Annotated in this window: 19 protein-coding genes and 1 pseudogene; 7 read left to right on the top strand and 13 right to left on the bottom strand. The window is 72.5% G+C overall.

The features are described 5' to 3' along the window. Window positions 1-24: 24 nt before the first annotated feature. From ACIHCL_RS02000 to ACIHCL_RS01985, 4 genes and pseudogenes are all read left to right on the top strand, one after another. Window positions 25-1731, top strand: a complete 1707-nt coding sequence (locus ACIHCL_RS02000; RefSeq protein WP_399855845.1) for a glycoside hydrolase family 13 protein — start codon at window positions 25-27, stop codon at window positions 1729-1731. After that, window positions 1716-2774, top strand: coding sequence for a LacI family DNA-binding transcriptional regulator (locus tag ACIHCL_RS01995; RefSeq protein ID WP_399855842.1), 1059 nt, complete (start codon window positions 1716-1718; stop codon window positions 2772-2774). The genes ACIHCL_RS02000 and ACIHCL_RS01995 overlap by 16 nt, the downstream gene beginning before the upstream one ends. A 67-nt stretch (window positions 2775-2841) precedes the next feature. Beyond that, window positions 2842-4236, top strand: a pseudogene (locus ACIHCL_RS01990) (alpha-amylase family protein); the annotation flags it as partial. A gap of 383 nt (window positions 4237-4619) precedes the next feature. Next, complete coding sequence (locus tag ACIHCL_RS01985) at window positions 4620-6656, top strand: ATP-binding protein (protein ID WP_399855839.1); 2037 nt, start codon at window positions 4620-4622, stop codon at window positions 6654-6656. 39 nt (window positions 6657-6695) lie between these two features. Here the strand turns inward: ACIHCL_RS01985 and ACIHCL_RS01980 are convergent, their stop codons facing one another. The 7 genes from ACIHCL_RS01980 to ACIHCL_RS01950 all read right to left on the bottom strand — a co-directional run bounded on the left by ACIHCL_RS01980 (window position 6696) and on the right by ACIHCL_RS01950 (window position 15491). After that, window positions 6696-7439: a TetR/AcrR family transcriptional regulator gene (locus tag ACIHCL_RS01980; RefSeq protein ID WP_399855836.1), complete on the bottom strand. Its 744-nt coding sequence runs from the start codon at window positions 7437-7439 to the stop codon at window positions 6696-6698. Window positions 7440-7525: 86 nt separating this feature from the next. Continuing rightward, window positions 7526-8602 carry a PDR/VanB family oxidoreductase gene (locus ACIHCL_RS01975; RefSeq protein ID WP_399855833.1) on the bottom strand — a complete coding sequence of 359 codons (1077 nt, stop codon included), beginning with the start codon at window positions 8600-8602 and terminating at the stop codon, window positions 7526-7528. A gap of 2 nt (window positions 8603-8604) precedes the next feature. Continuing rightward, window positions 8605-9510: a metal-dependent hydrolase gene (locus tag ACIHCL_RS01970; RefSeq protein ID WP_399855831.1), complete on the bottom strand. Its 906-nt coding sequence runs from the start codon at window positions 9508-9510 to the stop codon at window positions 8605-8607. A gap of 155 nt (window positions 9511-9665) precedes the next feature. Continuing rightward, window positions 9666-11066: a hypothetical protein gene (locus tag ACIHCL_RS01965; RefSeq protein WP_399855829.1), complete on the bottom strand. Its 1401-nt coding sequence runs from the start codon at window positions 11064-11066 to the stop codon at window positions 9666-9668. A 406-nt stretch (window positions 11067-11472) separates the two neighbouring features. Then, complete coding sequence (locus tag ACIHCL_RS01960; RefSeq protein ID WP_399855827.1) at window positions 11473-12075, bottom strand: winged helix-turn-helix domain-containing protein; 603 nt, start codon at window positions 12073-12075, stop codon at window positions 11473-11475. Window positions 12076-12663: 588 nt separating this feature from the next. Continuing rightward, window positions 12664-13821 carry an ARPP-2 domain-containing protein gene (locus ACIHCL_RS01955; protein ID WP_399855825.1) on the bottom strand — a complete coding sequence of 386 codons (1158 nt, stop codon included), beginning with the start codon at window positions 13819-13821 and terminating at the stop codon, window positions 12664-12666. Further along, window positions 13818-15491, bottom strand: coding sequence for a hypothetical protein (locus ACIHCL_RS01950; RefSeq protein WP_399855823.1), 1674 nt, complete (start codon window positions 15489-15491; stop codon window positions 13818-13820). Before ACIHCL_RS01950 ends, ACIHCL_RS01955 begins: the two co-directional genes overlap by 4 nt. A gap of 313 nt (window positions 15492-15804) precedes the next feature. Between ACIHCL_RS01950 and ACIHCL_RS01945 the strand changes: the two genes are divergently transcribed. Then, window positions 15805-16716, top strand: a complete 912-nt coding sequence (locus ACIHCL_RS01945) for a Gfo/Idh/MocA family protein (RefSeq protein WP_399855821.1) — start codon at window positions 15805-15807, stop codon at window positions 16714-16716. Window positions 16717-16839: 123 nt separating this feature from the next. Here ACIHCL_RS01945 and ACIHCL_RS01940 read toward each other — a convergent pair whose 3' ends face one another. Then, window positions 16840-17199 (bottom strand): arsenate reductase family protein, encoded by a 360-nt coding sequence (locus ACIHCL_RS01940; RefSeq protein WP_399855819.1) that lies wholly within the window; start codon window positions 17197-17199, stop codon window positions 16840-16842. A 119-nt stretch (window positions 17200-17318) separates the two neighbouring features. On the opposite strand from ACIHCL_RS01940, the gene ACIHCL_RS01935 reads away from it, so the two are divergent. Next, window positions 17319-17597 carry a hypothetical protein gene (locus ACIHCL_RS01935; protein WP_399855816.1) on the top strand — a complete coding sequence of 93 codons (279 nt, stop codon included), beginning with the start codon at window positions 17319-17321 and terminating at the stop codon, window positions 17595-17597. A gap of 114 nt (window positions 17598-17711) precedes the next feature. Here ACIHCL_RS01935 and glnA read toward each other — a convergent pair whose 3' ends face one another. Beyond that, entirely contained in the window at window positions 17712-19121 is a 1410-nt protein-coding gene (gene glnA / locus ACIHCL_RS01930) for a type I glutamate--ammonia ligase (RefSeq protein WP_399855813.1), read from the bottom strand. A gap of 228 nt (window positions 19122-19349) precedes the next feature. Here glnA and ACIHCL_RS01925 point away from each other — a divergent pair, with 228 nt between their 5' ends. Further along, window positions 19350-19814, top strand: coding sequence for an RDD family protein (locus ACIHCL_RS01925; RefSeq protein ID WP_399855811.1), 465 nt, complete (start codon window positions 19350-19352; stop codon window positions 19812-19814). Between the two features lie 99 nt (window positions 19815-19913). On the opposite strand, the gene ACIHCL_RS01920 is transcribed toward ACIHCL_RS01925, so the two are convergent. The 4 genes from ACIHCL_RS01920 to lipB all read right to left on the bottom strand — a co-directional run bounded on the left by ACIHCL_RS01920 (window position 19914) and on the right by lipB (window position 23063). Continuing rightward, complete coding sequence (locus ACIHCL_RS01920) at window positions 19914-20624, bottom strand: DUF4191 domain-containing protein (RefSeq protein ID WP_399855808.1); 711 nt, start codon at window positions 20622-20624, stop codon at window positions 19914-19916. Between the two features lie 10 nt (window positions 20625-20634). Further along, window positions 20635-20868 carry a hypothetical protein gene (locus ACIHCL_RS01915; RefSeq protein ID WP_399855806.1) on the bottom strand — a complete coding sequence of 78 codons (234 nt, stop codon included), beginning with the start codon at window positions 20866-20868 and terminating at the stop codon, window positions 20635-20637. Between the two features lie 271 nt (window positions 20869-21139). Then, window positions 21140-22105 (bottom strand): lipoyl synthase, encoded by a 966-nt coding sequence (gene lipA / locus ACIHCL_RS01910; RefSeq protein ID WP_399855804.1) that lies wholly within the window; start codon window positions 22103-22105, stop codon window positions 21140-21142. A 145-nt stretch (window positions 22106-22250) separates the two neighbouring features. Then, entirely contained in the window at window positions 22251-23063 is an 813-nt protein-coding gene (gene lipB / locus ACIHCL_RS01905) for a lipoyl(octanoyl) transferase LipB (protein WP_399855803.1), read from the bottom strand. Window positions 23064-23095: the final 32 nt, after the last annotated feature.

Here is a 23095-nt window from a genome sequence, read left to right as displayed (position 1 = left end):
CCACCCCGACACCCCAGGGACGACATGACCCAGCACCTCGCTGCCCCCTCGACCGGCCCGTCCACCGACGCTCCGGCCCACCAGAACGGCTGGTGGCAGGACGCGGTGATCTACCAGGTCTACCCACGGAGCTTCGCCGACGGCAACGGTGACGGCATGGGCGACCTCGCGGGCGTACGCAGCCGGCTCCCGTACCTCAGAGACCTCGGCGTGGACGCGGTCTGGCTCAGCCCGTTCTACGCCTCCCCGCAGGCCGACGCCGGATACGACGTCTCCGACTACCGCGCCATCGACCCCATGTTCGGCACCCTGCTGGACGCCGACGGGCTGATCCGGGACGCCCATGAACTGGGCCTGCGGATCATCGTCGACCTGGTGCCCAACCACTCCTCCGACCGCCACGACTGGTTCCGGCGCGCCCTCGCCGAGGGCCCCGGCTCCGCGCTGCGCGACCGCTACCACTTCCGCCCCGGAAAGGGCGAGCACGGCGAACTCCCGCCCAACGACTGGGAGTCCGTCTTCGGCGGCCCCGCCTGGACCCGGACCACGAACCCGGACGGCAGCCCCGGCGACTGGTACCTCCACCTGTTCGCGCCCGAGCAGCCCGACTTCGACTGGGAACACCCGGCCGTCGCCGACGAGTTCCGCTCGATCCTGCGCTTCTGGCTCGACATGGGCGTCGACGGCTTCCGGGTCGACGTCGCCCACGGCCTCGTCAAGGCCCCCGGACTGCCCGACATCGGCAGCCGCGACCAACTCAAGCTGCTCGGCAACGACGTCATGCCGTTCTTCGACCAGGACGGCGTCCACGAGGTCTACCGCTCCTGGCGCACCATCCTCGACGAGTACTCGGTGAAGAAGGGGGCCGAAGGGCCGTCGTCGGGAGGGCGCATCCTCGTCGCCGAGGCGTGGACCCCCACCGTCGAACGCACCGCCCACTACGTGCGCCCCGACGAGATGCACCAGGCGTTCAACTTCCAGTACCTGGCCACCGACTGGGACGCCGCCGCGCTGCGCGGGGTGATCGACACCTCGCTCGCCGCCATGCGCCCCGTCGGCGCCCCCACCACCTGGGTGCTCTCCAACCACGACGTGACCCGGCACGCCACCCGGTTCGCCAACCCGCCCGGCCTCGGCACCCAGATCCGCACCCCCGGCGACCGCGAACTGGGGCTGCGCCGGGCCCGTGCCGCCACCCTGCTGATGCTGGCACTGCCCGGATCCGCCTACGTCTACCAGGGCGAGGAACTCGGCCTGCCCGACGTCACCGACCTGCCCGACGAGGTCCGCCAGGACCCGTCGTTCTTCCGGGCGGAGGGCCAGGACGGCTTCCGCGACGGCTGCCGGGTGCCGATCCCGTGGACCCGCGACGGCGGCTCGTACGGCTTCGGCAGCGGCGGCAGCTGGCTGCCCCAGCCCGACGGCTGGGGCGAACTGAGCGTCGAGGCGCAGACCGGCGTCCCCGGCTCCACCCTGGAGCTGTACCGGGCCGCCATCGCCGCCCGCCGGGCCCACCCCGGGCTCGGCGCCGGCGACTCGGTGGAGTGGCTCCAGGCCCCCGAGGGGCTGCTGGTCTTCGCCCGCCCCGGCTTCGTCTGCACCGTCAACACCACGGACCGTCCGGTCCGCATCCCGGTGCGCGGCGACGTCCTGCTGTCCAGCGCCCCGGTCGCCATCGACGGCGCCGAGGCCGACCTGCCCGCCGACACCACGGTGTGGTGGACGGTGTGACGGTCTCCCTGCCCGGGACCGGCGGTGCGCCGAGGCTCTCGGACATCGCCGGGCGGGCGGCGGTCAGCGAGGCGACCGTCAGCCGGGTGCTCAACGGGAAGCCCGGCGTCGCGGACACCACCCGCCAAAAGGTGCTCGCGGCGCTGGACGTCCTGGGCTACGAACGCTCCGTACGGCCGCGACAGCGCAGCGCCGGGCTGATCGGGCTGGTGACACCGGAACTCACCAATCCGGTCTTCCCGGCGTTCGCGCAGTCCATCGAGCAGATCCTGGCCGGGCACGGCTACACCCCGGTGCTCTGCACCCAGATGCCCGGCGGCGCCACCGAGGACGAACTCGTCGAGCAGTTGGTGGAGCGCGGCGTCGACGGGATCGTCTTCCTCTCCGGGCTGCACGCCGACCTGTCGGCCGACCCGGCCCGCTACGCCGCGCTCGGCGAACGCGGCGTCCCGTTCGTCCTGATCAACGGGTACAACGAACGGATCAGCGCCCCGTCCGTCTCGACCGACGACGCCGTGGCCGTACGGATGGCCGTCGGCCACCTCGCCGATCTGGGCCACCGCAGGGTCGGCCTGGCCATCGGCCCGCAGCGCTATGTGCCGGCCCGCCGCAAGCGCGAGGGCTTCGTCGAGTGCGCCGCGGACCTCCTCGGGCTGGACCGCACCGAGGCCGGGCTCCTCGTCTGCACCACCCTGTTCAGCGTCGAGGGCGGTCAGGTGGCGGCGGGCGCGCTGCTCGATCAGGGGTGCACGGGCATCGTCTGCGGCAGCGACCTGATGGCGCTGGGCGTGGTCCGCGCCGCCCGGGACCGCGGACTCCACGTGCCGCGCGACGTGTCGGTGGTGGGCTTCGACGACTCGCGGCTGATCGCCTTCACCGATCCGCCGCTGACGACGGTGCGCCAGCCCGTGCACGCGATGGCGGGGGCGGCCGTGGGCGCCCTGCTGGAGGAGATCGGCGGCAGCCCCGTACAGCGCACCGAGTACGTGTTCCAGCCGGATCTGGTGGTACGGGGGTCGACCGCAGTGGCCGCCGGGGCCTGAGCCCGGCGGCCACGGCCGCCGTACCCCGCACCGTGACCCGCATGTCCCCTTCACCGCAGGAGGAAACATGGCACGCACAGCACCGCGCGGACCCCTGTCCGCGGCTCTCGCCCTGACGGCGGCCGCCACCGCACTCATGGGCCCCGCCCCAGCCGCCGAGGCGTCGGCACCGGGTGACAAGGACGTCACCGCCGTCCTCTTCGAGTGGAAGTTCGACTCCGTGGCCAGGGCGTGCACGGACTCCCTCGGCCCGGCCGGCTACGGCTACGTACAGGTCTCGCCGCCCCAGGAACACATCCGGGGCGACCAGTGGTGGACCTCGTACCAGCCGGTCGGCTACCGGATCGCCGGGCGGCTCGGCGACCGCGCCTCCTTCGCCGCCATGGTGAACACGTGTCACGCGGCGGGCGTCAAGGTCGTCGTGGACTCCGTCATCAACCACATGGCGGCCGGATCGGGCACCGGCACCGGGGGCACCCCGTACACCAAGTACGACTACCCCGGCCTGTACTCCGCGGCCGACCTGGACGACTGCACCGCGCCGGTCACCGACTACCGGGACCGGGCGAACGTCCAGAACTGCGAACTCGTCGGTCTGGCCGACCTGGACACCGGCGAGGAGTACGTCCGCGGCAGGATCGCCGGTTACCTCGACGACCTGCTCTCGCTCGGCGTCGACGGTTTTCGCATCGACGCCGCCAAGCACATGCCCGCCACCGACCTGGCGGCCGTCAAGGCACGGCTGAGCGAGCCGGACGCCTACTGGAAGCAGGAGGTCATATACGGGGAGGGGGAGGCCGTCCGGCCCGAGGAGTACACCGGTAACGGAGACGTCCAGGAGTTCCGCTACGCACGCGGTCTCAAGCAGGTCTTCACCGGTGAGAAGCTCGCGTATCTGAGGAACTACGGCGAGGACTGGGGCTTCATGCCGTCGTCGAAGGCGGGCGTCTTCGTCGACAACCACGACACCGAGCGCGGCGGCGACACGCTCAGCTACCAGGACGGCGCGGCGTACACCCTGGCCAACGTCTTCATGCTGGCCTGGCCGTACGGCTCGCCCGACGTCCACTCCGGCTACGAGTGGTCCGACCGGGACGCCGGGCCGCCGGGAGGCGGTACGGTGAACGCCTGTTACCGCGACGGATGGAAGTGCCAGCACGCCTGGCCCGAGATCTCCTCCATGGTCGCCCTCCGCAACACCGCGCGCGGTGAGCCCGTCACCGACTGGTGGGACGACGGCGGCGACCGGATCGCGTTCGGCCGCGGTTCCCGGGCGTACGTCGCGATCAACCGCGAGGGCTCTGCGCTGACCCGCACCTTCCAGACCTCGCTGCCCGCCGGCGCCTACTGCGACGTCCAGTCCGGCAGGGGCGTCACCGTCGACGCCTCCGGCCGCTTCACGGCGACCCTCGCCGCCGACACCGCCCTCGCCCTGCACACGGGCGCCCGCACCTGCGGCGGCTGACACGGCGGACCGGACCGGGACCGGGACACCGGCCCACGGCACCCCCGGCCGGTCCGGTCCGATGGGGCCGTGCGCCCCATGCCCGTCCGGGCGGCGGCGGGGATATTACCGTCAAGAAGTCGCCGCATGAGCGAAGTTCCGGAAGGTTCACCGTTCCGGGAGGTACGAGAGTGGTGCCCGTCCTGAACCGAGCCGTGACAGTACTAGGTTGGGCACCAGGCAGCCGCCGGCGAGTGCCGCACCACCGCACCCTCCGGCGTGCCGTTTCCACCCCCGGCCGGTCCGGTCTCCCACTCCGGTACCCCAGGTCTCTCCCATGCCTGGGACGTACGGACCAGGGGCCGCGACCGGCCGGTCCACCTGTTTCAGTGACGGTGACCATGGCGAGCGACATCCCCGAGGAGACGACGAGCTTTGTCGGACGGAAAGCGGAACTTGCCGGACTCGAACACACCGTCGCCGCCCACCGGCTGACCACCCTCACCGGCAGCGGCGGCGTCGGCAAGACCAGGCTCGCCCTCCGTGCCGCCCGGCAGGCGGTGCCCGCCTACCGCGACGGGGTCCGCTGGGCGGACCTGGCTCCGCTCCACGACGACGGCCTCCTCATCGCGACCGTCTCCGACGCGGTCGGGCTCTCCGACCACACCCTGCGCACCCCCGTCGACGCGCTGTGCGAATGGCTCGCCGACAAGGAACTGCTGCTGGTCCTCGACTCCTGCGATCACCTGCTCCCCGCCTGCGCGCACCTGCTCGGCGAGATCCTCACCACCTCGCCCGGCCTCACCGTGCTGGCCACCAGCCGGCAGCCCCTCGGCCTGCGGGGCGAACGGCCCGTCGAGGTCGCACCGCTCCCGGTCGAGGGCGCGGGCGACGCGCTCACCCTGTTCCGGGACCGGGCCGCCGCCGCGGCCCCCGGCCTCACCCTCCGGGCACCGGCCGCCGCCGAGGCCGCCGCCGAGATCTGCCGCCGCCTCGAAGGCATTCCGCTCGCCATCGAGCTCGCGGCCGGGGCGCTCGGCGAGGAGAGCGTCGAGCGGGTCGCCGCCCGGATCCGCACCCGGTTCGACGTACCGGCCGACGCCTCGGCCCTGCCGCCGCGCCACCGCACCCTGCGCACCGCCATCGGCTGGAGCCATGAACTGTGCACCCCGCTGGAACGGCTGCTCTGGGCGCGACTGACCGTCCTGCGCGGCGACTTCGACGAGGACACCGCCCGCGAGGTCTGCGCCGGCGGGCCGCTCACCGAGAACGGGGTGGCCGAGGCGCTGAACGGCCTGGTCGCCAAGTCCGTCGTCCGACGCGACGGCGCACGCCACCGGATGCTCGACACCATCCGCGAGTACGGGCGGATGTGGCTCGCCGAACTGGACGAGGAGCGGGCCGCCGCCGACCGGCACGCCGCCTGCTTCCACGGCCTGGCCCGCCGGGCCCACGCGGGCTGGACCGGCGACGACCAGATCACCTGGTACCACCGCATCGCCGAGACGCACGCCGACCTGTGCGCCGCCCTCGATCACCTGCTGGTCCACGACACCGCGGCCGCCCAGGAGATGGCGGGCCGGATCGGCTTCTTCTGGTGCTGCTGCGGTCATCTGCCGCAGACCCGCGACTACGCCCGGCGCGCGCTGGACGCCGGCCCGGCCGAGGGCCCCCACCGCACCCGCGCCCTGTGGGTGCTGGGCATGACCGTCATGCTCCAGGGCGACTACTCGGCCGCCCTCCGCCTGGGCCGGGAGTGCACCGAGGCCGCCTCCCGGGACGGGATCGACGAGGGCATCCTCGCCGCCGCCTACCTGTGCGGCCTCACCCACCTGATGATCGGTCAGCCCCGGGCGAGCCTGCGCCGGATCGAGCAGGTCCTGGGCTTCACCGGCACCGGCTCCCGGCTCGAAGCGGCCTACCGGCTGCGCTGCCGCCTCATCACCGTCTTCGCCCTGATCGGGCTCGGCCGTCTGGACGAGGCGGCCGAGGCGGCCGGGGAACTGCGCTCCGCCTGCCGGGCCCGCGACGAGCGCTGGACCCTCAGTTACGTCGACTACCAACTCGCCCTGATCGCCCTGATGCGCGGCGACGCAGAGACCTCCGCCGCCCACGCCCGCGCGATGCTCGCGGGCAAGTACCGCCTCCGAGACCGCTTCGGTATCGCGCTCGGGCTGGACATCCTGGCCGCGGCGATCGCCGCACAGGGCGCGGGCGCCCGCGCCGCCCGGGTGTACGGAACGGGCCAGGTCTACTGGCGCATGGTCGGTCACCCGCAGCGGGGCACTCCCGAGCTCGGGCCGTTGCGCGAGGCGTGCGAGCGTCAGGCCCGCGAGGCCGTCGGCGACGCCGCCTACCAGCGCGCCTTCGAACGGGGCCGGGCGGACAACGCGGAGGTCGGCCTGGCGGCGGCGCTCCAGGGCGAACTGCTGCCGTAGCGCGTGCGGCGGTCCTCCGCCGTCACCCGCCGGGGGCCGTCACGCGGTGTCGGCGCGCGGGTCCGTCGCACGCTGGACGGGGACGGCCGGTATGGCGGGCGTCAGTGCGGACAGCCGTTCCAGCAGCTCCCCGAACAGCCCGTCCGCCGGCTCCTGCCCGAGCACCCGCAACATGACGCCGGCCATCTCCGCGTCGTACGCGGCACGCACCGCGGTCAGCGCCGCGAAGTCGTGCACGAGCTGCTTCTCCAGCTCCTCGCGGGGGACACGCCGCCCGTCCAGCCAGAGCAGCGCCGTCGACTCGGCCAGCGAAACCCACGAGCGCACCACCAACTCCAGGCGTGGCGAGGGGACTTCGACGTCGAGATGGGTCAGGATCTGCTCGTACGCCGACTGGCGCACCCCGTCGATCACCGCGTTCGCCGTTGATGAGCCCGCCGCGGGCCCGCCCCGCATCAGCGCCGAGAATCCCGGGCCGTGCTGGTCGACGAAGTCGAAGAACCGCTCCATCACCCTCAGCAGTCGCGCCCCGAGCGGCCCTTCGCGCGGTTCGACGAACCGGGCCGACAACTCGTCCGCGGCCCGCCGCAGCGCCGCCTCGTACAGACTCTGCTTCCCCGGGAAGTAGTGGTAGACCAGGGGGCGCGAGATGCCGGCCGCAGCCGCGATCTCGTCGATCGACACCTCGTCCGGGGCGCGGTTGCCGAACAACTCCAGCGCGACATCGATCAGTTGCCGTCTGCGCTCCTCGACACCCATCCTGCGCCGCACCCCGGTCGTCATGGGGGACAGCGTACCGAGGCGGCGGTGGGTGAGAGGCCGCGGGCCGGTCCGCCGACGACGTCCGGGCGGCGGCCCGCCCGCACCCGTCACAGGTCCAGGACCAGCCGTTCTCCCCGGCACCGGGACACGCAGATCAGCATCGAGTCGTCCCGTTCCGCATCCGTCAGGAGCTCGTCGCGATGATCGACCTCACCCTCCAGGACGCGCTGTCGGCACGTACCGCAGAAGCCCTGTTCGCAGGAGTAGGAGACATGCGGGACCTCCTCGCGCACCGCGGCCAGCACCGACCGGTCCGCCGCCACCCGGACCGTGCGGCCGGACCGGCGCAGCTCCACGTCGAAGGGGCCGGAGCCGGCCGACGACGCGCTCGCCGGGGCGAAGCGCTCCAGATGGAGGGTGCGGCCGGGCGGCAGGGCGGCGGCGACCGCGTCCATCAGCGGCTCCGGACCGCAGCAGTACACGGCCGTGCCCTGCGCCGTGTCTGCCAAGGCCCCGGCCGTGTCCGGGTGGCCGGCCTCGTCGGCGGGGACGACCGTCACCCGGCCGCCGTCCGCGCCCAACTTCTCGATCTCGTCCAGGAACGGCATCGAGGCACGGGACCGTCCGCCGTACAGCAGCCGCCAGTCCGCGCCCGAGGCGGCGACGGACCGCAGCATCGGCAGGATCGGGGTGATGCCGATGCCGCCCGCGACGAACAGGTACGCGGGGGCGTCGACGAGCGGGAACCGGTTGCGCGGGGCGCGGACCTCCACCTCGTCGCCCTCCCGGAGCCGTTCATGGACCTCCCGCGAACCGCCCCGGCCGTCCTCCACCAGCCGGGTCGCGATCGTGTACGTGTCGGCGACGGCCGGGTCCCCGCACAGCGAGTACTGCCGGACCAGGCCGGAGGGCAGCAGCAGATCGAGGTGCGCGCCGGGCCGCCAGGACGGCAGAGCGGTGCCCTCCAGACGGAGCCGGACCACGCCGTCGGCGGGCGAGGTCCGTTCCGTGATCAGCAGCCGGTGGGTGGTGGTGGAGCGGCGCTCCGAGTGGCCGGACACCGGGTTCTCCAGAGCCGGGAGCGGCCACAGCGGGGAGCGCCGGACGCGGCGGCGCAGGGCACGCCGGACCAGCAGCGCGGTGCCGGTGACGAGCAGGACGGTACGCGGGCGGGGCAGGGGCATGGTCAGCCGGCTCCCGTCGTCCGTGCCTCGGCGGCCGTTGCCGCGGGGGAGTGGGCGAGGTAGCCCATCGCCTGGGCGGTGCAGCCCTCCTGCGAGGGATGGTAGGAACGGCTCAAATAGCGGGGGACGGAGCGCATCAGGGCGTCCGTGGAGGGCAGGGTGCCCCGCCTGCCGCTCAGGTAGAACTCCTTGAACGACGCCTTGCCGTCCAGCAGCGTCGGGTCGTTCTCCATGAAGAAGCGGGTGCCCCGCTGCCAGAGGAACAGCATCGCGGAGAACGCCGCCGCCCAGGTCCGCACCCGCCGCCGGTAGCCGCCGTCGACATGCATGAAAAGATCGAACGCGACCGAGCGGTGCTCGACCTCCTCCGCTCCGTGCCAGCGCAGCAGGTCCAGCATCGTCGGATCGGCACCACGCCGGTCCAGCTCGTCGGCGTTCAGCACCCAGTCGCCGAGGAAGGCGGTGTAGTGCTCGATCGCCGCGATCAGCGCCACCCGCTCCATCAGCCACCACGTCCGGGCCCGGCCCGGCGGCAGGGTGCGGTCGCCCAGGAGCTTCTCGAAGAACCAGTCCACCTGTGCGGTGTACGGCGTCGGGTCCAGACCGAGCCGCCTCAGATGGGGCAGCACGTCGTCGTGGGCCTGCGAGTGCACGGCCTCCTGCCCGATGAAGCCGATGACGTCCTGACGCAGGTGCTCGTCGTGGATGTACGGCAGGACCTGCCGGTACACATGGACGAACCAGCGCTCCCCGGCGGGCAGCAGCAGATGGAGCACGTTGATGGTGTGCGTGGTGAACGGGTCGCCCGGTACCCAGTGCAGAGGTGTCTCGTCCCAGGCGAAGGAGACCTTGCGGGCCTTGAGCGGTGTCCGCTCCGCCGCGACCGGCGCCGACTGCGTATTAGACATGATGTCAATGTACTGGCGGGTATGCCGACGCGACAGAGGTCGTACGACGATTTCCTTGCGGTGCCCGAACACGCGGCCGGTGCGGGGCGCTTGGCCGGGTCCGCCGTCGGCGCGGCCGTCAGCACCGCCCGGTGCGGGGGCCTGCGCGGGTGATGTCAGGGCGGGGTGCCCGTCCACTCGCCGTCCGCCGGCGTCCCGTCCGGCCGGGCCCGTTCGTCCGCCCCGGCCGGCGCGGTCGGACCGTCGGCGGTGGGCCACGGCGGTCGCGCGGCACCGTCCGGGCCGAGCGGATCCCGTACGGAGCCGGCACTCGCCCAGGGTGCGGTGAGGTGTTCGGCCCGCTCGCCCGTGGGGCCGGTGGCCGGCGCCCCGGCCGAGGCCGTGTCGGCTTCGTCGACTTGGGCGAAGCCGAGCGCCGCACCCTCGCGCACGGCGCCGCCGCCCGCTTCCGCATACCGTGCGCAGTCGCCGTCCCACGCCTCCGCATACAGTGCGGGGTCGCCGTCCCACGCCTCCGCGTACCGCATGACGCGCGGCCCGTCGTGGAGCGGCGCCGTGGTCGCCCCGCCGCCCCGGCGGAGGTGGAACGGGTGAGGCGCGCCCCCGGCCGCCGGACGGCGCAGCGTTCCGTCCGGTGCCGATCGCACGGCGAACGTGCGGCGCGGAGGCCGATCGGCGTCGGCGCGGTCGCCCCGGGCCGGCCGGGAGGCGAAGTCGGCCCGCGGCGGGAACCTCCGGTACGACTCCGGTACGCGGCGCGACGCGTCGGCATCCAGGGCCCGCTCGGGAAGCGGGGCGTCCATGCGTGGGGACGTCGGGGAGGCGTCGTGCCCCCAGCCGCGCCCAGGCGGCCCCAGCAGGGCCCCGCACACCAGTAGCGCCGCCACGGCCGCGGTCACCGCCCTCCTGTACTGCCGGCGGCGCGGCAGGTCCGGGGGACGCACCTGGAGCGAACAGGGGTCGAACTCCGGGGAGTCGAGCAGTGCGTACGGCGTCGGCACGCCGTCCGCCTCGGCGAGCGCCGCGTGCGGGTCCACCACCCCGGCGGCGGCGAGCATCCGCCGCACCCGGGCATCGGGCAGCCGCTCCAGGCCGCGCAGGACATAGGCGGCGCGCCCCGCACCGGAGAGTGCCGACAGGGCCTGTTGCAGGGCGAGTTCGTCCGATCCGCCCGTGTGCGGGTACAGCCGCAGTCCCCACACCTGCGGCAGCGGTGCCATCCGGACACGCCGCCACGGGCATCCCGCCCCCAGGGCCCCGCGCACCACCAGTTCCCGGGCGTACGCGTGGAGCGGGTCCTCCACCGCCGCCGGATCATCGGACCTGCACGGCGGCGGGGCCTCGGCGTGGTCGGCGCCCGCGGCCCGGTGCGCCGTCAGCAGCGCCCGCTGGGCGAGCGTGTGCGCCATCAGCACCCGGCGGTGGCGGCCGAGCGCCGGGGGCAGCGCCAGATAGCCGAGCCGGGCCAGCCGCGGGTAGATCTCGACGAGCACCGCCCCGGCCTGCTCGGCGTCGGCCCGGACGGCCGCGGGAGGTATTTCGGGCAGCGGGCGCACATTCAGCAGAACGAATGGATCGTGCGATGGTCACTCCGGTGCGTCGGTGCGTCGGTGCGTCGGGCCGCTGGGCGGTGTCGTCGAACTGCCGCCTGCCGCCTGCCGCCTGCCGCCTGCCGTGCGGCGTCCGGCACTTCCCCGCACTTCCCCGAACCTTCGGCTCCGTTCGGGCGAGGAGACCCCCGTCCGGGTTTTCCCGCCGCCCTGCGGTCGCGCGCACCGGACGACCCTCCCTCCGGGCAAACGCTGCCGGTCACGGCGCTGACGCTGCGGCAGGTCCCGGCGGCGGCCCGGTGGGGCAGCCGTGTCCCGGGCGAGGGCCCGGTCACGAGACCGCCCCGGTCCGGCGGTCACCGGACCGGGAGCGCCCTTGCCCTCGCCCTCGCCCGCGGCCCCGTTTCCCGCGTCAGGGGGCGTACTTGTAACCGACGCGCCGCACCGTCTGGATCGCATGCCGGTGCTCGGCCCCCAACTTGCGGCGCAGCCGGGCGATGTGGACGTCCACGGTGCGCCCGTCGCCCACGTGTCCGTACCCCCAGACCGTGGTCACCAAGTGGTCGCGGGTGTGCACCCGGTACGGGTGCGCGACGAGGTGGGCGAGCAACTCGAACTCCAGGAAGGTGAGGTCGAGCGTTCTCCCGTCCACCGTCGCGATGCGCTGCACGGGGTCGATGCGCACCGGACCCGAGTCCGTCTCGTCCGCCGGCGACGGCACCGCATACCGGGCCGCGGCGGTCGCCGCGGCGACCGCAGGCTGTTGATCGGCCGGTACGAGCACCAGGTAACCGACCATCGGCGGTCGGCCCGGCAACGCCGGAACGGTGTGCTGGGGCGCGGGCAGCCAGGTGGCACCCGGCGGCAGGAACTCCGCCACGTCGGCCAGCGGGACGACCTCGTCGGTGGCGACGGCGCGCAGCCGAAGGCGATGGGGGGAGAGGGAGCGGGCGGAGGCCCCGGTGGCCGCCGGCGCCGCGGTGGCAGCGGCGGACAGGGTACGGCTGTTCTTCATGAGGTCAGCTCTTTCGCGCGAAGGAGTCGTCGACGGACGGACTTTGCTTGCGCGCGGGCCGAAGGCCGCGATGAGCGGTTTTAGAGGGCCGGCGCGTTCCTCGCGCGGCGACACACCCGGTCGAAGTCGTGGTGCTGACGGGACGGCCAGAACGGTTCGAGGTCGCCGCGACCCGTCGAGGTGTACTGGATACCGGCCATGGCCCCATTGAACCAGAGAACGCGGCGCCGCAGCAGAGGTCCGCCGCCCGTCCGTACCGGCCCCCGGCGTCGGCTTCCTCACTTTCGGCCATGGCACGGACACTGCGACGCCGCCCACGCGTTGACTGTTCAGGCTGGCCGCGGTCGCCGTGACCGCCCCGACCGTCACGGCGACTCGGATGGGTGGGGCATCCCAGCCGCGTCGACCGCGCCCGGACCCCGACCGGCCTTCCAAACGCGGCCCCGGACGCCCCGCCGGTCCGTGCGCCGCGGCCGTCCCGTTCGTGCCGCGTCGCGCCTCACCCCCGTGATATCGATGTCGCGGACCTCGCACAGGACGAGGACGCCGCCGTAGCCTCCCCGGACCGGATCCGGGCACGACGGCGTGTCACCGAGGAATTCCGCCCGGCGCGCGATGCCTGAGCAACGCCTCGAAACCGGCCGACCGGATCCGGCGCAGCAGCTCCCCCTCATCGGTGCCCAGCGCCGTGGCCGCCTCCGCGAGCCGCCAGTCCGCGTCGGCCAGCCGGTGCAGCAGATGGCCGCGCCTGATCTGCCCGTCCGACAGCCGGAACGTCTTCAGATACGCGACCCGTCCCTTGTGATCGGTGATCGTCTCACCGATGTGCCGACCGTCCCCGTCGAGCCGGAACGGCGGTAGGAACCGCCACAGTGTGAACGAGCCCATCTGGTACACCTGATCGAAGGTGTACGAGGAGTCCAGCAGCTCGCGGGCGAACACCGTGCTGTGCGCCTCGGCCCACGCCCGCTCCTGGGCCCGCGCCTCCGCTCGCAGGTCGGCGAGCGTCCGCAGGTGCGGACCGTCGCCGATCCGCGCCGCGAACTCCGCCACCGGCCCGCCGTACAGCGCGTAGTGGTGGACCAGCTCCCCGTACATGTCCTGGACGAGCGAGCGGTGCAGCAGCCGGTAGTCGTCCGGGTGCGGCACGACGCACGCGGCGGCGAGCGCGTCCGCCGCGTACACCATCACCCCGCACTGGCCGGGATGGATCTCGAAGGTCCGCAGCGCCTCGTCGAGCCCGCGCACCGACCACCCCATGTAGGCGGCCTCGGCGCGCGGCGAGAGCCCATCGCGCAGCGCCTGGCGCGACCACTCCTCCCACGCGATGGCGGGACCCCTGAAGTGCAGGGCGAGATAGCCCTCCAGCGCGAGATGGAGCGGCAGGAACCGCAGCCGGTCACCGGGCTGCCGCTTGGCCATCCGATGGTGGCGGCCACGCTGGATCCGTACGGTCCGCAGTGGCCGTTTCCGCGACGCTTCACCCGTTCCGGGACCGAGCTGTGTGCCGTACGCGGCGGATTGCGCGTCCTCGCCGGACCAGTCGGCGACGAAGCCGTGCGGGATGTACGAGATGTAGTGCGTGCGGGGCCCGAGGTCGACGACGCCGCTCCCGGAGGCCGTGTAGACCTCCCGGTGCAGCCGGAGCCCCTCGACGGGCTCCTCCCGGACCAGCGGCACCAGCCGGATGCCGCCCCACACCTGAGCGGGGCGGGTGACGAGCCCGGTCAGTTCGAGCCGGTTCACGACGCGCCTCCTGGCACTGCTGCCGGCAGGGCCCCGGCCCCTCGGGCGCCGACCGCTTCCCGTGCGCCGTCCGTCCCGTGCGGGACGCGCGCCTCCCGCGTTCCGGCGCAGGGTGCGGCGACGAGACGTTCCCCGACGAATCGTGCGACCTGACGGTCCAGGTAGGCGTACAGGGCGTCCGCCCCGGTACGCCCCTCGGCGAACCGTGCGATCTCCACCAGGGCCGGCAGATCCTCCGCGTCCCGGATACCGGCCGCGGGCACGCCCGGAGCGAGCCGCCGCACATCGAAACCGTCGGCGTCGTACACCGGGTTCACGTGCACCACCGCCGTGCGCCGGTCCGGATCGAGCCGCGTCCGCCACACCCGCAGCACCTCGCCCGCGAGGCCGGGCGGTGCGTTGTCCCAGCCGTCCGACACGATGACCAGCCGGTCCGGGCCGAGCTCCAGGGCGTCCAGCACACGGCTGCCCAGCGGGGTCGGCCCCCAGGGCCTGACCAGCAGCGGATCGGTGCCTCCCGAGGTCCACAGCGCGGTGTACCCGCCCGGCGCGGACAGCGCCTCCAGCAGGAAGTGGCAGGCCAGCGCGACGGCGAGCGGACGGCGCCGCTTCTCGCCGGATCCGGACGACGAGTAACTGTCGTCCAGCACGCCCGCCACCTTCCCCCAGCTCCCGGCCTGCGGCCCGGCCGCACGCCGGGCGGCGGCACGCAGCGCACGCGTCAGCTCCACGCGGTGCGCCGACCGCGCGTCGAAACCGAGCGACAGCACGTACAGCGCGAGCCGGGTCAGCGGCATCGCCGTCAGATCGACGTCCGCGGGCAGCGGCGCCTGCGCCGCGTCGCCCCGCCGCCCCGAGGTCCGAAGCCGTTCCAGGGTCCGCAGCCGTTCCAGCCGGGTCATCCGCGGAATCATCCGCTCCAGGAACACCTCGCGCTTCATTCCGTGCCGGGCGGCGAAGCCCTCGGCGACGGTGAACGGCAGTTCCATGAGGGCGCCCTGCTCGTAGGGGGCGCGCCGCCACGCGTCGAGCACCGGATGGCGGTACCGGGGACGCCGACCGGGCCGGAACAGGAAGTCCCCGATCTCGGCGGCCTCGCCGACCGCGCCGGACCCACCGGTCTCGCCGGTTTCACCGGGACCGGCGCCGAACCGGAGGTGGACATGGCGTGCGGCGGTCTTCAGGCCCGTGCGGTACTTCACCGCGTCATGCGCCGGATCCGGCCGGGCGGCCAGCCAGTCGCGCATGATCGCGCGGGTGCGCCGGTTGTTCACCCCGGCCGCGCGCAGCGCCCGGAACAGCCGGTACACGCGCTGCGGCGGCAGCTTCGCCAGCCGAGCGGCGATCAGCCGGCCCTCGGTCCGCTTCTCCTCCACCGTCGCCTCGGCGGCGGTCTCCAGCAGGCCCCGGACGATCCGCGCGGCGTTGTGGTCGTTGATGTCGAGGGCCAGCGCGGAGGCGTACACCCGGCGGTAGTTGACTCGTACATAGGCGTGCAGGAAGTCCAGCGAGAGCCGCTGCTGACACGCCGTCGAACGGAACTCGCGCTGACCGGTGGCGGTGACCGCCGCGTTCACGAAGAGGAGTACGTCCTCCGCGGCGACGAGTCCGGCGCCGCCGCCGGAAGCCGTGCCCGTGGCCGCGTTTGTGGCCGTGCCCGTGTCCGGCATGGATCCCCCCGTGGTATCGCGCCGCGGCCGTGCGCGGGACGGCGGTGCCGGCCGGGGAATGGGGGCGCGAACAGCGAAATCGTTGCTTCAGAGGCAAGTCCCGGAAGTCGCGGCCGGAGTCCCGCGGCCGGCCCGGCAAACGTAACCGGGAACCCCGCACCGCGACAACCGGATACCGGCTGCACCCGGTCCGGCCATCGGCCCAGGGCCCCGGCGCAGGGCCTCGGCGCGGGCGTCGGGCACGGGACCCGCTGACCGGTCGGTCCGCGCAGTCCCACACGGATGCGAGGCCGGGACCGGGCAGACTTGCCCCATGACGACACATTCCCCGATCCCTCTGCGCGTCGGTCTCGTCGGTACGGGCCCCTGGGCCAGGAACACCCAGGCCCCCGCCCTCGCCGCCCACCCCGATGTGGTCCTGAGCGGCGTGTGGGGGCGGCGTCCCGAGGCGGCGGAGGCGCTGGCCACCGCTCACGGGACCACGGCGTACAGCGACGACACGGGTCTCGACGAGCTCTTCGCGGTCAGCGACGCCATCGCGTTCGCCGTGCCGCCGGACGTCCAGGCCCCGCTCGCCGCCCGTGCCGCGGCCACCGGGCGTCACGTGCTGCTGGACAAGCCGGTCGCGACCACCGTCGCGGGAGCCCGCGAGGTGGCCCGCGCCGTGGAGCGGTCCGGGGTCGCGTCCGTCGTCTTCTGCACCCTGCGGTTCGCGCCCGCCACGGCCGTCTGGATCGAGGAGCAGGCGGCCGTGGACGACTGGTTCACCGCCCGCGCCCAGTGGATCGGAGCGCTGTACGCCCCCGGTGCGGCCAACGAGTACGCGGCCTCGCCCTGGCGCCGTGAGAAGGGCGGGCTGTGGGACGTCGGCCCGCACGTGCTGTCGGTCCTGATCCCGGTACTGGGCGATGTGACCCATCTGACCGCGGCCCGCGGCCGGGCCGACACCATGCACCTGATCCTCCGCCACACCAGCGGGGCCTCCAGCACGGTGACCCTGGCCCTGGGGGCGCCGGTGGGCGCGGCGGGCACGGAGATCGAGCTGCGCGGCGAACAGGGCGTCGTCACGCTGCCGCGCTGGGGCGACGCCGTCGGCTCGTTCGGTGCGGCCGTCGACGCGCTCGTCGCGTCGGCGCGCACGGGGGAACCGCACCCGTGCGACGTACGGTTCGGGCTGCGCATGACGGAGCTGCTGGCCGAGGCGGAGGAGCGGGCGGGACGGTAAGGGAAAAGCGGCCGGAGAGGAGAGGGGCGGCGGAGAGGTGGAAGAGCCGGGGAGGGGCGCGAGCGCCGGGCGTGCATGTGCCCCGCCCGGCCCTGGCGCCCGGCCGCCGTCGGCGAGCCCCCCTCAGCGGGCCAGGGCGTCCCGTACCGCCTCGTCCGTACGGGCCACGACGGCGGTCCCGTCGTCGGCCGTGATGATCGGGCGCTGGATCAGCTTCGGACGTTCGGAGAGCGCCGAGATCCACCGCTCCCGCGAACCGGCGTCGCGCGGCCACTCCTTGAGGCCGAGTTCCTTCGCCTCCGCCTCCTGCGTACGCGTGATGTCCCACGGCTCCAGCCCGAGCCGGTCGAGCACCGCCCGGATCTCGTCCGGTGAGGGCACGTCCTCCAGATAGCGGCGGACGGTGTACTCGGCGCCCTCCGCGTCGAGCAGCTTCACCGCGCTGCGGCACTTCGAACAGGCGGGATTGATCCAGATCTCCATGCCGCCAACGGTACGGGAGAAAGCCTCCAAAGTGCCGTTGGCCAGGGACGATTGTCAGTGATAGCCCGTAAAATAGAGGGAGTTCGTGAGGGTTCCACGACCGTGCCAGGAGGATGCCCATGGCCGTTGCCACAGTCACGACAGCCACCACCGAGCAGTACCACAAGCCCCTGCGGAAGAAGCCGCTCCCCGCGGGTCGCCCCCGCGAGTGGTACATCACCCACAACCGCCGCCTGAAGGCGATGCGCCTGGCGATCGCCCTGCTCGACACGGGCGTCTACTACCCCTCGACCGCGACCGACCGCAGGATACGCACGACCGCCGAGCGCATCGGCGTCCACCCGCCGTCCGACAGCACCTGCCGCATGGTCCGCTCCCTGATCCGAAACGGCCGCTGACGTCCCTCGGCCCATCGCGCACGGACGAGGGCCGCTGCCTCCACTCGGAGGCGGCGGCCCTCGTCGCCGTATCCGGACTCCGCCGGGCGGCCGTCGGAATCCGGGTCCCGTGCTTTAGAGGTCGAAGTACAGCTCGAACTCGTGCGGGTGGGGGCGCAGCTGGATCGGGGCGATCTCGTGGGTGCGCTTGTAGTCGATCCAGGTCTCGATCAGGTCGGCCGTGAAGACGCCGCCGGCCTGGAGGTACTCGTTGTCCTCCTCCAGCGCCTCCAGGACGGCCGGGAGGGAGGTCGGGACCTGCTGGACGTTCGCGTGCTCCTCCGGGGCCAGCTCGTAGAGGTCCTTGTCGATGGGCTCGGCGGGCTCGATCTTGTTCTTGATGCCGTCGAGACCGGCCATCAGCAGCGCGGAGAAGGCGAGGTACGGGTTGGACGACGGGTCCGGGGCGCGGAACTCGACGCGCTTGGCCTTCGCGTTGGCGCCGGTGATGGGGATGCGCATCGCGGCGGAGCGGTTGCGCTGCGAGTAGACCAGGTTGACCGGGGCCTCGAAGCCGGGGACCAGGCGGTGGTACGAGTTCACCGTCGGGTTGGTGAAGGCCAGCAGCGACGGGGCGTGCTTCAGGATGCCGCCGATGTAGTGGCGGGCGAGGTCCGAGAGGCCCGCGTAGCCCTGCTCGTCGTAGAAGAGCGGCTTGCCGCCGGCCCACAGGGACTGGTGGACGTGCATGCCGGAGCCGTTGTCGCCGAAGATCGGCTTCGGCATGAAGGTCGCGGTCTTGTTGTTGCGCCAGGCGACGTTCTTCACGATGTACTTGAAGAGCATCAGGTCGTCGGCGGCGGCGAGCAGCGTGTTGAACTTGTAGTTGATCTCAGCCTGGCCGGCGGTGCCGACCTCGTGGTGCTGGCGCTCGATCTCCAGACCGCTCTTCTCCAGTTCCAGGGACATCTCCGCGCGCAGGTCGGCGAAGTGGTCGACCGGCGGGACCGGGAAGTAGCCGCCCTTGTAGCGGACCTTGTAGCCGCGGTTGTTCTCCAGCGCACCGGTGTTCCAGGCGCCGGCCTCGGAGTCGATGTGGTAGAAGCTCTCGTTCGCCGAGGTCTGGAAACGGACGCTGTCGAAGACGTAGAACTCGGCCTCGGGACCGAAGTACGCGGTGTCGGCGATACCGGTGGAGGCCAGGTACGCCTCGGCCTTCCTGGCCACGTTCCGCGGGTCGCGGCTGTACTGCTCGCCGGTGATCGGGTCGTGGATGAAGAAGTTGATGTTGATGGTCTTGTCACGGCGGAACGGGTCGACGCGGGCGGTCGACAGATCCGCGCGCAGCGCCATGTCGGACTCGTGGATGGCCTGGAAGCCGCGGATCGACGAGCCGTCGAAGGCGAGGTCGTCGGCCGGGTCGAAGGTCGCCGCCGGGACCGTGACGTGCTGCATCATTCCGGGCAGGTCGCAGAACCGGACGTCGATGAACTTGACATCGTTCTCGGCGATGTACTGCTTCGCTTCGTCGGCGTTCTGGAACATCCAACTCCTCCTACTCCCGGCCCGGGAGGGACGGGGTTGTGGCCCTTCGCTGCGGCCAGTCCGGTGGCACGCGCTGGTCCCGACCATAGGCAGACCGGATTTCTCAATCATGACCCATTTGTTTCGCAGAAGTTAACCGGGACGTGCGCGAGCAAAGCTCCCGGTCATGTCCGGCGGCCCGTGGACCCGCCCGGTCGGAGGCACGGGCGGGCGCAGTACCGTGGTCGGGTGGACAAGAGGCAAGTAATCGGATCGTGGCTCTCCGGACCGCGCGCGGCCGCCGAGGAGATGGGGGTCGACTTCGGCTATCGGGGTAAGCGGCTCGGCCTGCCGGAGGACGGGCCGGGGTCCGTGGCGCCGCTCGGCCGGCGCCTCGGCGCCCTCTTCATCGACTGGGTCCTGTGCCTGCTGATCGCGTACGGGCTGTTCGCACGCGATCAGCAGACGGCCGGCAACTGGGCCCTCGGTGCCTTTCTCGTGCTGAGCGTGCTCACCGTGGGGACCGTCGGCTGCACGCCCGGAAAGCGCGTCATGGGCATCAGGGTCATCGCCGAGAACGGCGGCCGACTCACCTTCGGACGTGTCGTCGTCCGCAGCGTGCTGCTGTGCCTGGCCATCCCCGCTCTGGTCTGGGACCGAGACGGGCGAGGGCTGCACGACCGTCTGGCCCGCGCGGTCCAGGTCCGTATCTGACCGGGAGCCGGCAGGGATCCGACCGGGAAACGACGAGGGCGGGGTGCGGACCGAACCGGTCCGCACCCCGCCCTCGTCTCGTTCCCGCCTCGTCGGGCGTCAGCGCATCTTCCCGCCACCGCGAGGCATCCGCATGCCCTTCGGCATCGGGCCCTTGGGCAGCGGCATGTTGCTCATCAGGTCGCCCATCGCCCGCAGCCGGTCGTTCGCGGTGGTCACCTGCGGGCCGGTGAGCACCCGCGGCATCTTGAGCATCTTGGTGCGCACCTTCTTCAGCGGCACCTGGTCCTCGCCGTTGCCGACGATGATGTCGTGCACCGGGACGTCGACCAGGATGCGCGCCATCTTCTTCTTCTCGGCCGCGAGCAGCGACTTCAGCCGGTTCGGGTTGCCCTCGCCGACCAGCACGATGCCCGCCTTGCCGACGGCGCGGTGAACGACGTCCTGGTTGCGGTTCATCGCGACCGCGGGGGTCGTGGTCCAGCCCCGGCCCATCCGGTCGAGCACCGCCGCCGCGGCACCCGGCTGTCCCTCCATCTGCCCGAAGGCAGCGCGCTCGGCCCGCCGCCCAAAGATGATCGCCATCGCGAGGAGGGCCAGTACAAAGCCCAGAATGCCCAGGTAGACCGGGTGACCGATCAGGAACCCGGCTCCGAGGAGGACACCGAAGGTGACGATTCCCACGCCCGCGACGACGAGACCGACCTTGGGATCGGTCCGCCGAGTCATCTTGTAAGTCAGAGCGATCTGCTTGAGCCGCCCCGCGTTCTCGACGCTCTCCGCGCCCTCAGTCTGTGCCTTCCTCGCCATGTACAGAAGTTTACGTGGCTCGGGAACGGCGGTCGGCCGCGGCCTCCGGTACGTGCCCGGCCAGTACGTGCTCGACCTCCACCCGGTCCCTGGCCCGGCGGCGATCCTCCAGGACGGCGGTCCAGGCATTGCGGCGGGCGGTGCGCTGGCCGCCGTTCAGCAGCAGCGACTCGACGGCGCGAAGGGCGTGGGTGACGGAGGTGACGGAAGGGACGGCGGCGGCGCGTACTGGCACGGCCTGCATCGTGGAGATCTCCTCAAAGCCGATGGGCGGATGAATCGTGCGGAGTGAGTGGTGCGAACGGAATCGTGTGGACGGGCGGGTGTGTGCGCCGCCCGGCGCCGTCGCTGTGCCATGACAGTGGACAGCGGTGGGTAATCGTTCGGTCACACATCAATGAAACCCCGATCCGGGCGCGGCGCACGCCGAAGCGGCCCATCCGAGCCTCGGACCTGCGAGGCGCGGATGGGCCGCTTCGAGCCGGTGATCACCGGTCGGGAGTCCGGGGAAGGCGTCACACGGCCGGTGCCGCCGTGGCGGCAGCGCGCCGCTCCATGGCCTGCTGGAAGAGCCGGCCCGCGCGGTACGAGGAGCGGACCAGCGGCCCGGACATCACGCCGGAGTAGCCGATCGCGTCGGCCTCGTCCTTCAGCTCCACGAACTCCTGCGGCTTCACCCAGCGCTCGACCGGGTGGTGGCGTACGGAGGGCCGCAGGTACTGCGTGATCGTGATCAGTTCGCAGCCCGCCTCGTACAGATCGCGGAGCGCCTCGCTGACCTCCTCGCGGGTCTCGCCCATGCCGAGGATGAGGTTGGACTTGGTCACCAGGCCGGCCTCACGGGCCCGCGTGATGACCTCCAGGGAACGCTCGTAGCGGAAACCGGGGCGGATCCGCTTGAAGATCCGCGGCACCGTCTCGACGTTGTGCGCGAGCACCTCGGGGCGCGCGGAGAAGACCTCGGCGAGCTGCTCGGGCACCGCGTTGAAGTCGGGGATCAGCAGCTCGACCTTGGTGCGGCCGGCCTCCCGCTCCGCGGTCAGCGTGTGGATCTGGCGCACGGTCTCCGCGTACAGCCAGGCGCCCCCGTCCTCCAGGTCGTCGCGGGCCACACCGGTGATGGTGGCGTAGTTCAGGTCCATCGTGACGACGGACTCGCCGACCCTGCGCGGCTCGTCCCGGTCCAGCGCCTGCGGCTTGCCGGTGTCGATCTGGCAGAAGTCGCAGCGCCGGGTGCACTGGTCGCCGCCGATGAGGAACGTGGCCTCGCGGTCCTCCCAGCACTCGAAGATGTTGGGGCAGCCGGCTTCCTGGCACACCGTGTGCAGGCCCTCGCTCTTCACGAGCTTCTGCAACTGGTTGTACTCGGGGCCCATCTTCGCCCGGGTCTTGATCCACTCGGGCTTGCGCTCGATGGGGGTCTGGCTGTTCCGGACCTCCAGGCGCAACATCTTGCGCCCGTCGGGTGCGACAGCGGACACTCCGGCACTCCCCTTTGCTTTCACTGCACTGGATGCTTCGGCTTGGATTCTTCGGCGGACACCAGGGTACGCCCGTGGTTCGTACGGTCTTACGTCTGGCCAACCTGCGGCCGACAGGCCCTATTCCCGGCCGGGCCCGCGGACCTCAGGCCGTGGCCACGGCTTCCGCCGGGCGCTCGACGGCGCGGGGGGCGAGCTCCGCGTTCTCCAGGATGTCCTTGAGGTGCTTCTCGACGACCGGGAGCACCTCGGGAACCGTGATGTCGCGGCCCAGTTCGTACGCGAGCGAGGTGACGCCCGCGTCCCGGATGCCGCACGGCACGATGCGGTCGAACCAGGTGGTGTCCGGGTTCACGTTGAACGAGAAGCCGTGCATGGTCACGCCCTTGGCGACCCGGATGCCGATCGCCGCCAGCTTGCGGTCCTCGCGGCGCTGACCGGCGTTGGACGGGGCGTACTCGGGGCCGTGCAGCCGGGCGTCGAACTCCTCGTCCGTCAGCCTCGGGTCGAAGTCGAGGGAGAGGCCGCCGGTCGCGGGGCGTTCCTCGACCGGGTCGCCGAGTACCCAGACCCCGCTGCGGCCCTCGATCCGGGTGGTCTCCAAACCGAACTCGGCGGCGGAACGGATCAGGGCCTCCTCGAGCCGGCGGACGTGTGCCACCACGTCCACGGGGCGGGGCAGCTTCTGGATCGGGTAGCCGATGAGCTGGCCGGGGCCGTGCCAGGTGATCTTGCCGCCCCGGTCCACGTCGACGACCGGGGTGCCGTCCAGCGGGCGCTCGCTGTCGAGCGTGCGCCGCCCCGCCGTGTAGACGGGCGGGTGTTCCAGCATCAGGCAGGTGTCCGGGACGGCGTCCGCGAACCTGGCCGCGTGCACCTCGCGCTGCTTCTGCCAGGCCACCTCGTAGTCCACGGCTTCCTCGCCGAATCCCAGTCGGACGAACCGGAGCTCGGTCACGACAGATGCCTTCCTACTCGTGGGTGGCGGGA

This window comes from Streptomyces sp. NPDC052042 (assembly GCF_044548345.1).
Classification (GTDB): Bacteria; Actinomycetota; Actinomycetes; order Streptomycetales; family Streptomycetaceae; genus Streptomyces.
Note: the sequence above shows the minus strand (reverse complement) of the source record. Positions and strands in the feature narration are given on the sequence as shown.

Excerpts from the sequence above, each read along its gene's own strand:
- ACIHCL_RS01980 (WP_399855836.1), bottom strand. The coding sequence starts at position 7,439 with ATGACGACCGGGGTGCGGCGCAGGATGGGTGTCGAGGAGCGCAGACGG.
- ACIHCL_RS01915 (WP_399855806.1), bottom strand. The coding sequence starts at position 20,868 with ATGCAGGCCGTGCCAGTACGCGCCGCCGCCGTCCCTTCCGTCACCTCC.
- ACIHCL_RS01975 (WP_399855833.1), bottom strand. The coding sequence starts at position 8,602 with ATGCCCCTGCCCCGCCCGCGTACCGTCCTGCTCGTCACCGGCACCGCG.
- ACIHCL_RS01950 (WP_399855823.1), bottom strand. The coding sequence starts at position 15,491 with ATGCCGGACACGGGCACGGCCACAAACGCGGCCACGGGCACGGCTTCC.
- glnA (WP_399855813.1), bottom strand. The coding sequence starts at position 19,121 with ATGTTCCAGAACGCCGACGAAGCGAAGCAGTACATCGCCGAGAACGAT.
- ACIHCL_RS01945 (WP_399855821.1), top strand. The coding sequence starts at position 15,805 with ATGACGACACATTCCCCGATCCCTCTGCGCGTCGGTCTCGTCGGTACG.
- ACIHCL_RS01920 (WP_399855808.1), bottom strand. The coding sequence starts at position 20,624 with ATGGCGAGGAAGGCACAGACTGAGGGCGCGGAGAGCGTCGAGAACGCG.
- ACIHCL_RS01985 (WP_399855839.1), top strand. The coding sequence starts at position 4,620 with ATGGCGAGCGACATCCCCGAGGAGACGACGAGCTTTGTCGGACGGAAA.
- ACIHCL_RS01940 (WP_399855819.1), bottom strand. The coding sequence starts at position 17,199 with ATGGAGATCTGGATCAATCCCGCCTGTTCGAAGTGCCGCAGCGCGGTG.
- ACIHCL_RS01960 (WP_399855827.1), bottom strand. The coding sequence starts at position 12,075 with ATGAAGAACAGCCGTACCCTGTCCGCCGCTGCCACCGCGGCGCCGGCG.
- ACIHCL_RS02000 (WP_399855845.1), top strand. The coding sequence starts at position 25 with ATGACCCAGCACCTCGCTGCCCCCTCGACCGGCCCGTCCACCGACGCT.
- ACIHCL_RS01970 (WP_399855831.1), bottom strand. The coding sequence starts at position 9,510 with ATGTCTAATACGCAGTCGGCGCCGGTCGCGGCGGAGCGGACACCGCTC.
- ACIHCL_RS01935 (WP_399855816.1), top strand. The coding sequence starts at position 17,319 with ATGGCCGTTGCCACAGTCACGACAGCCACCACCGAGCAGTACCACAAG.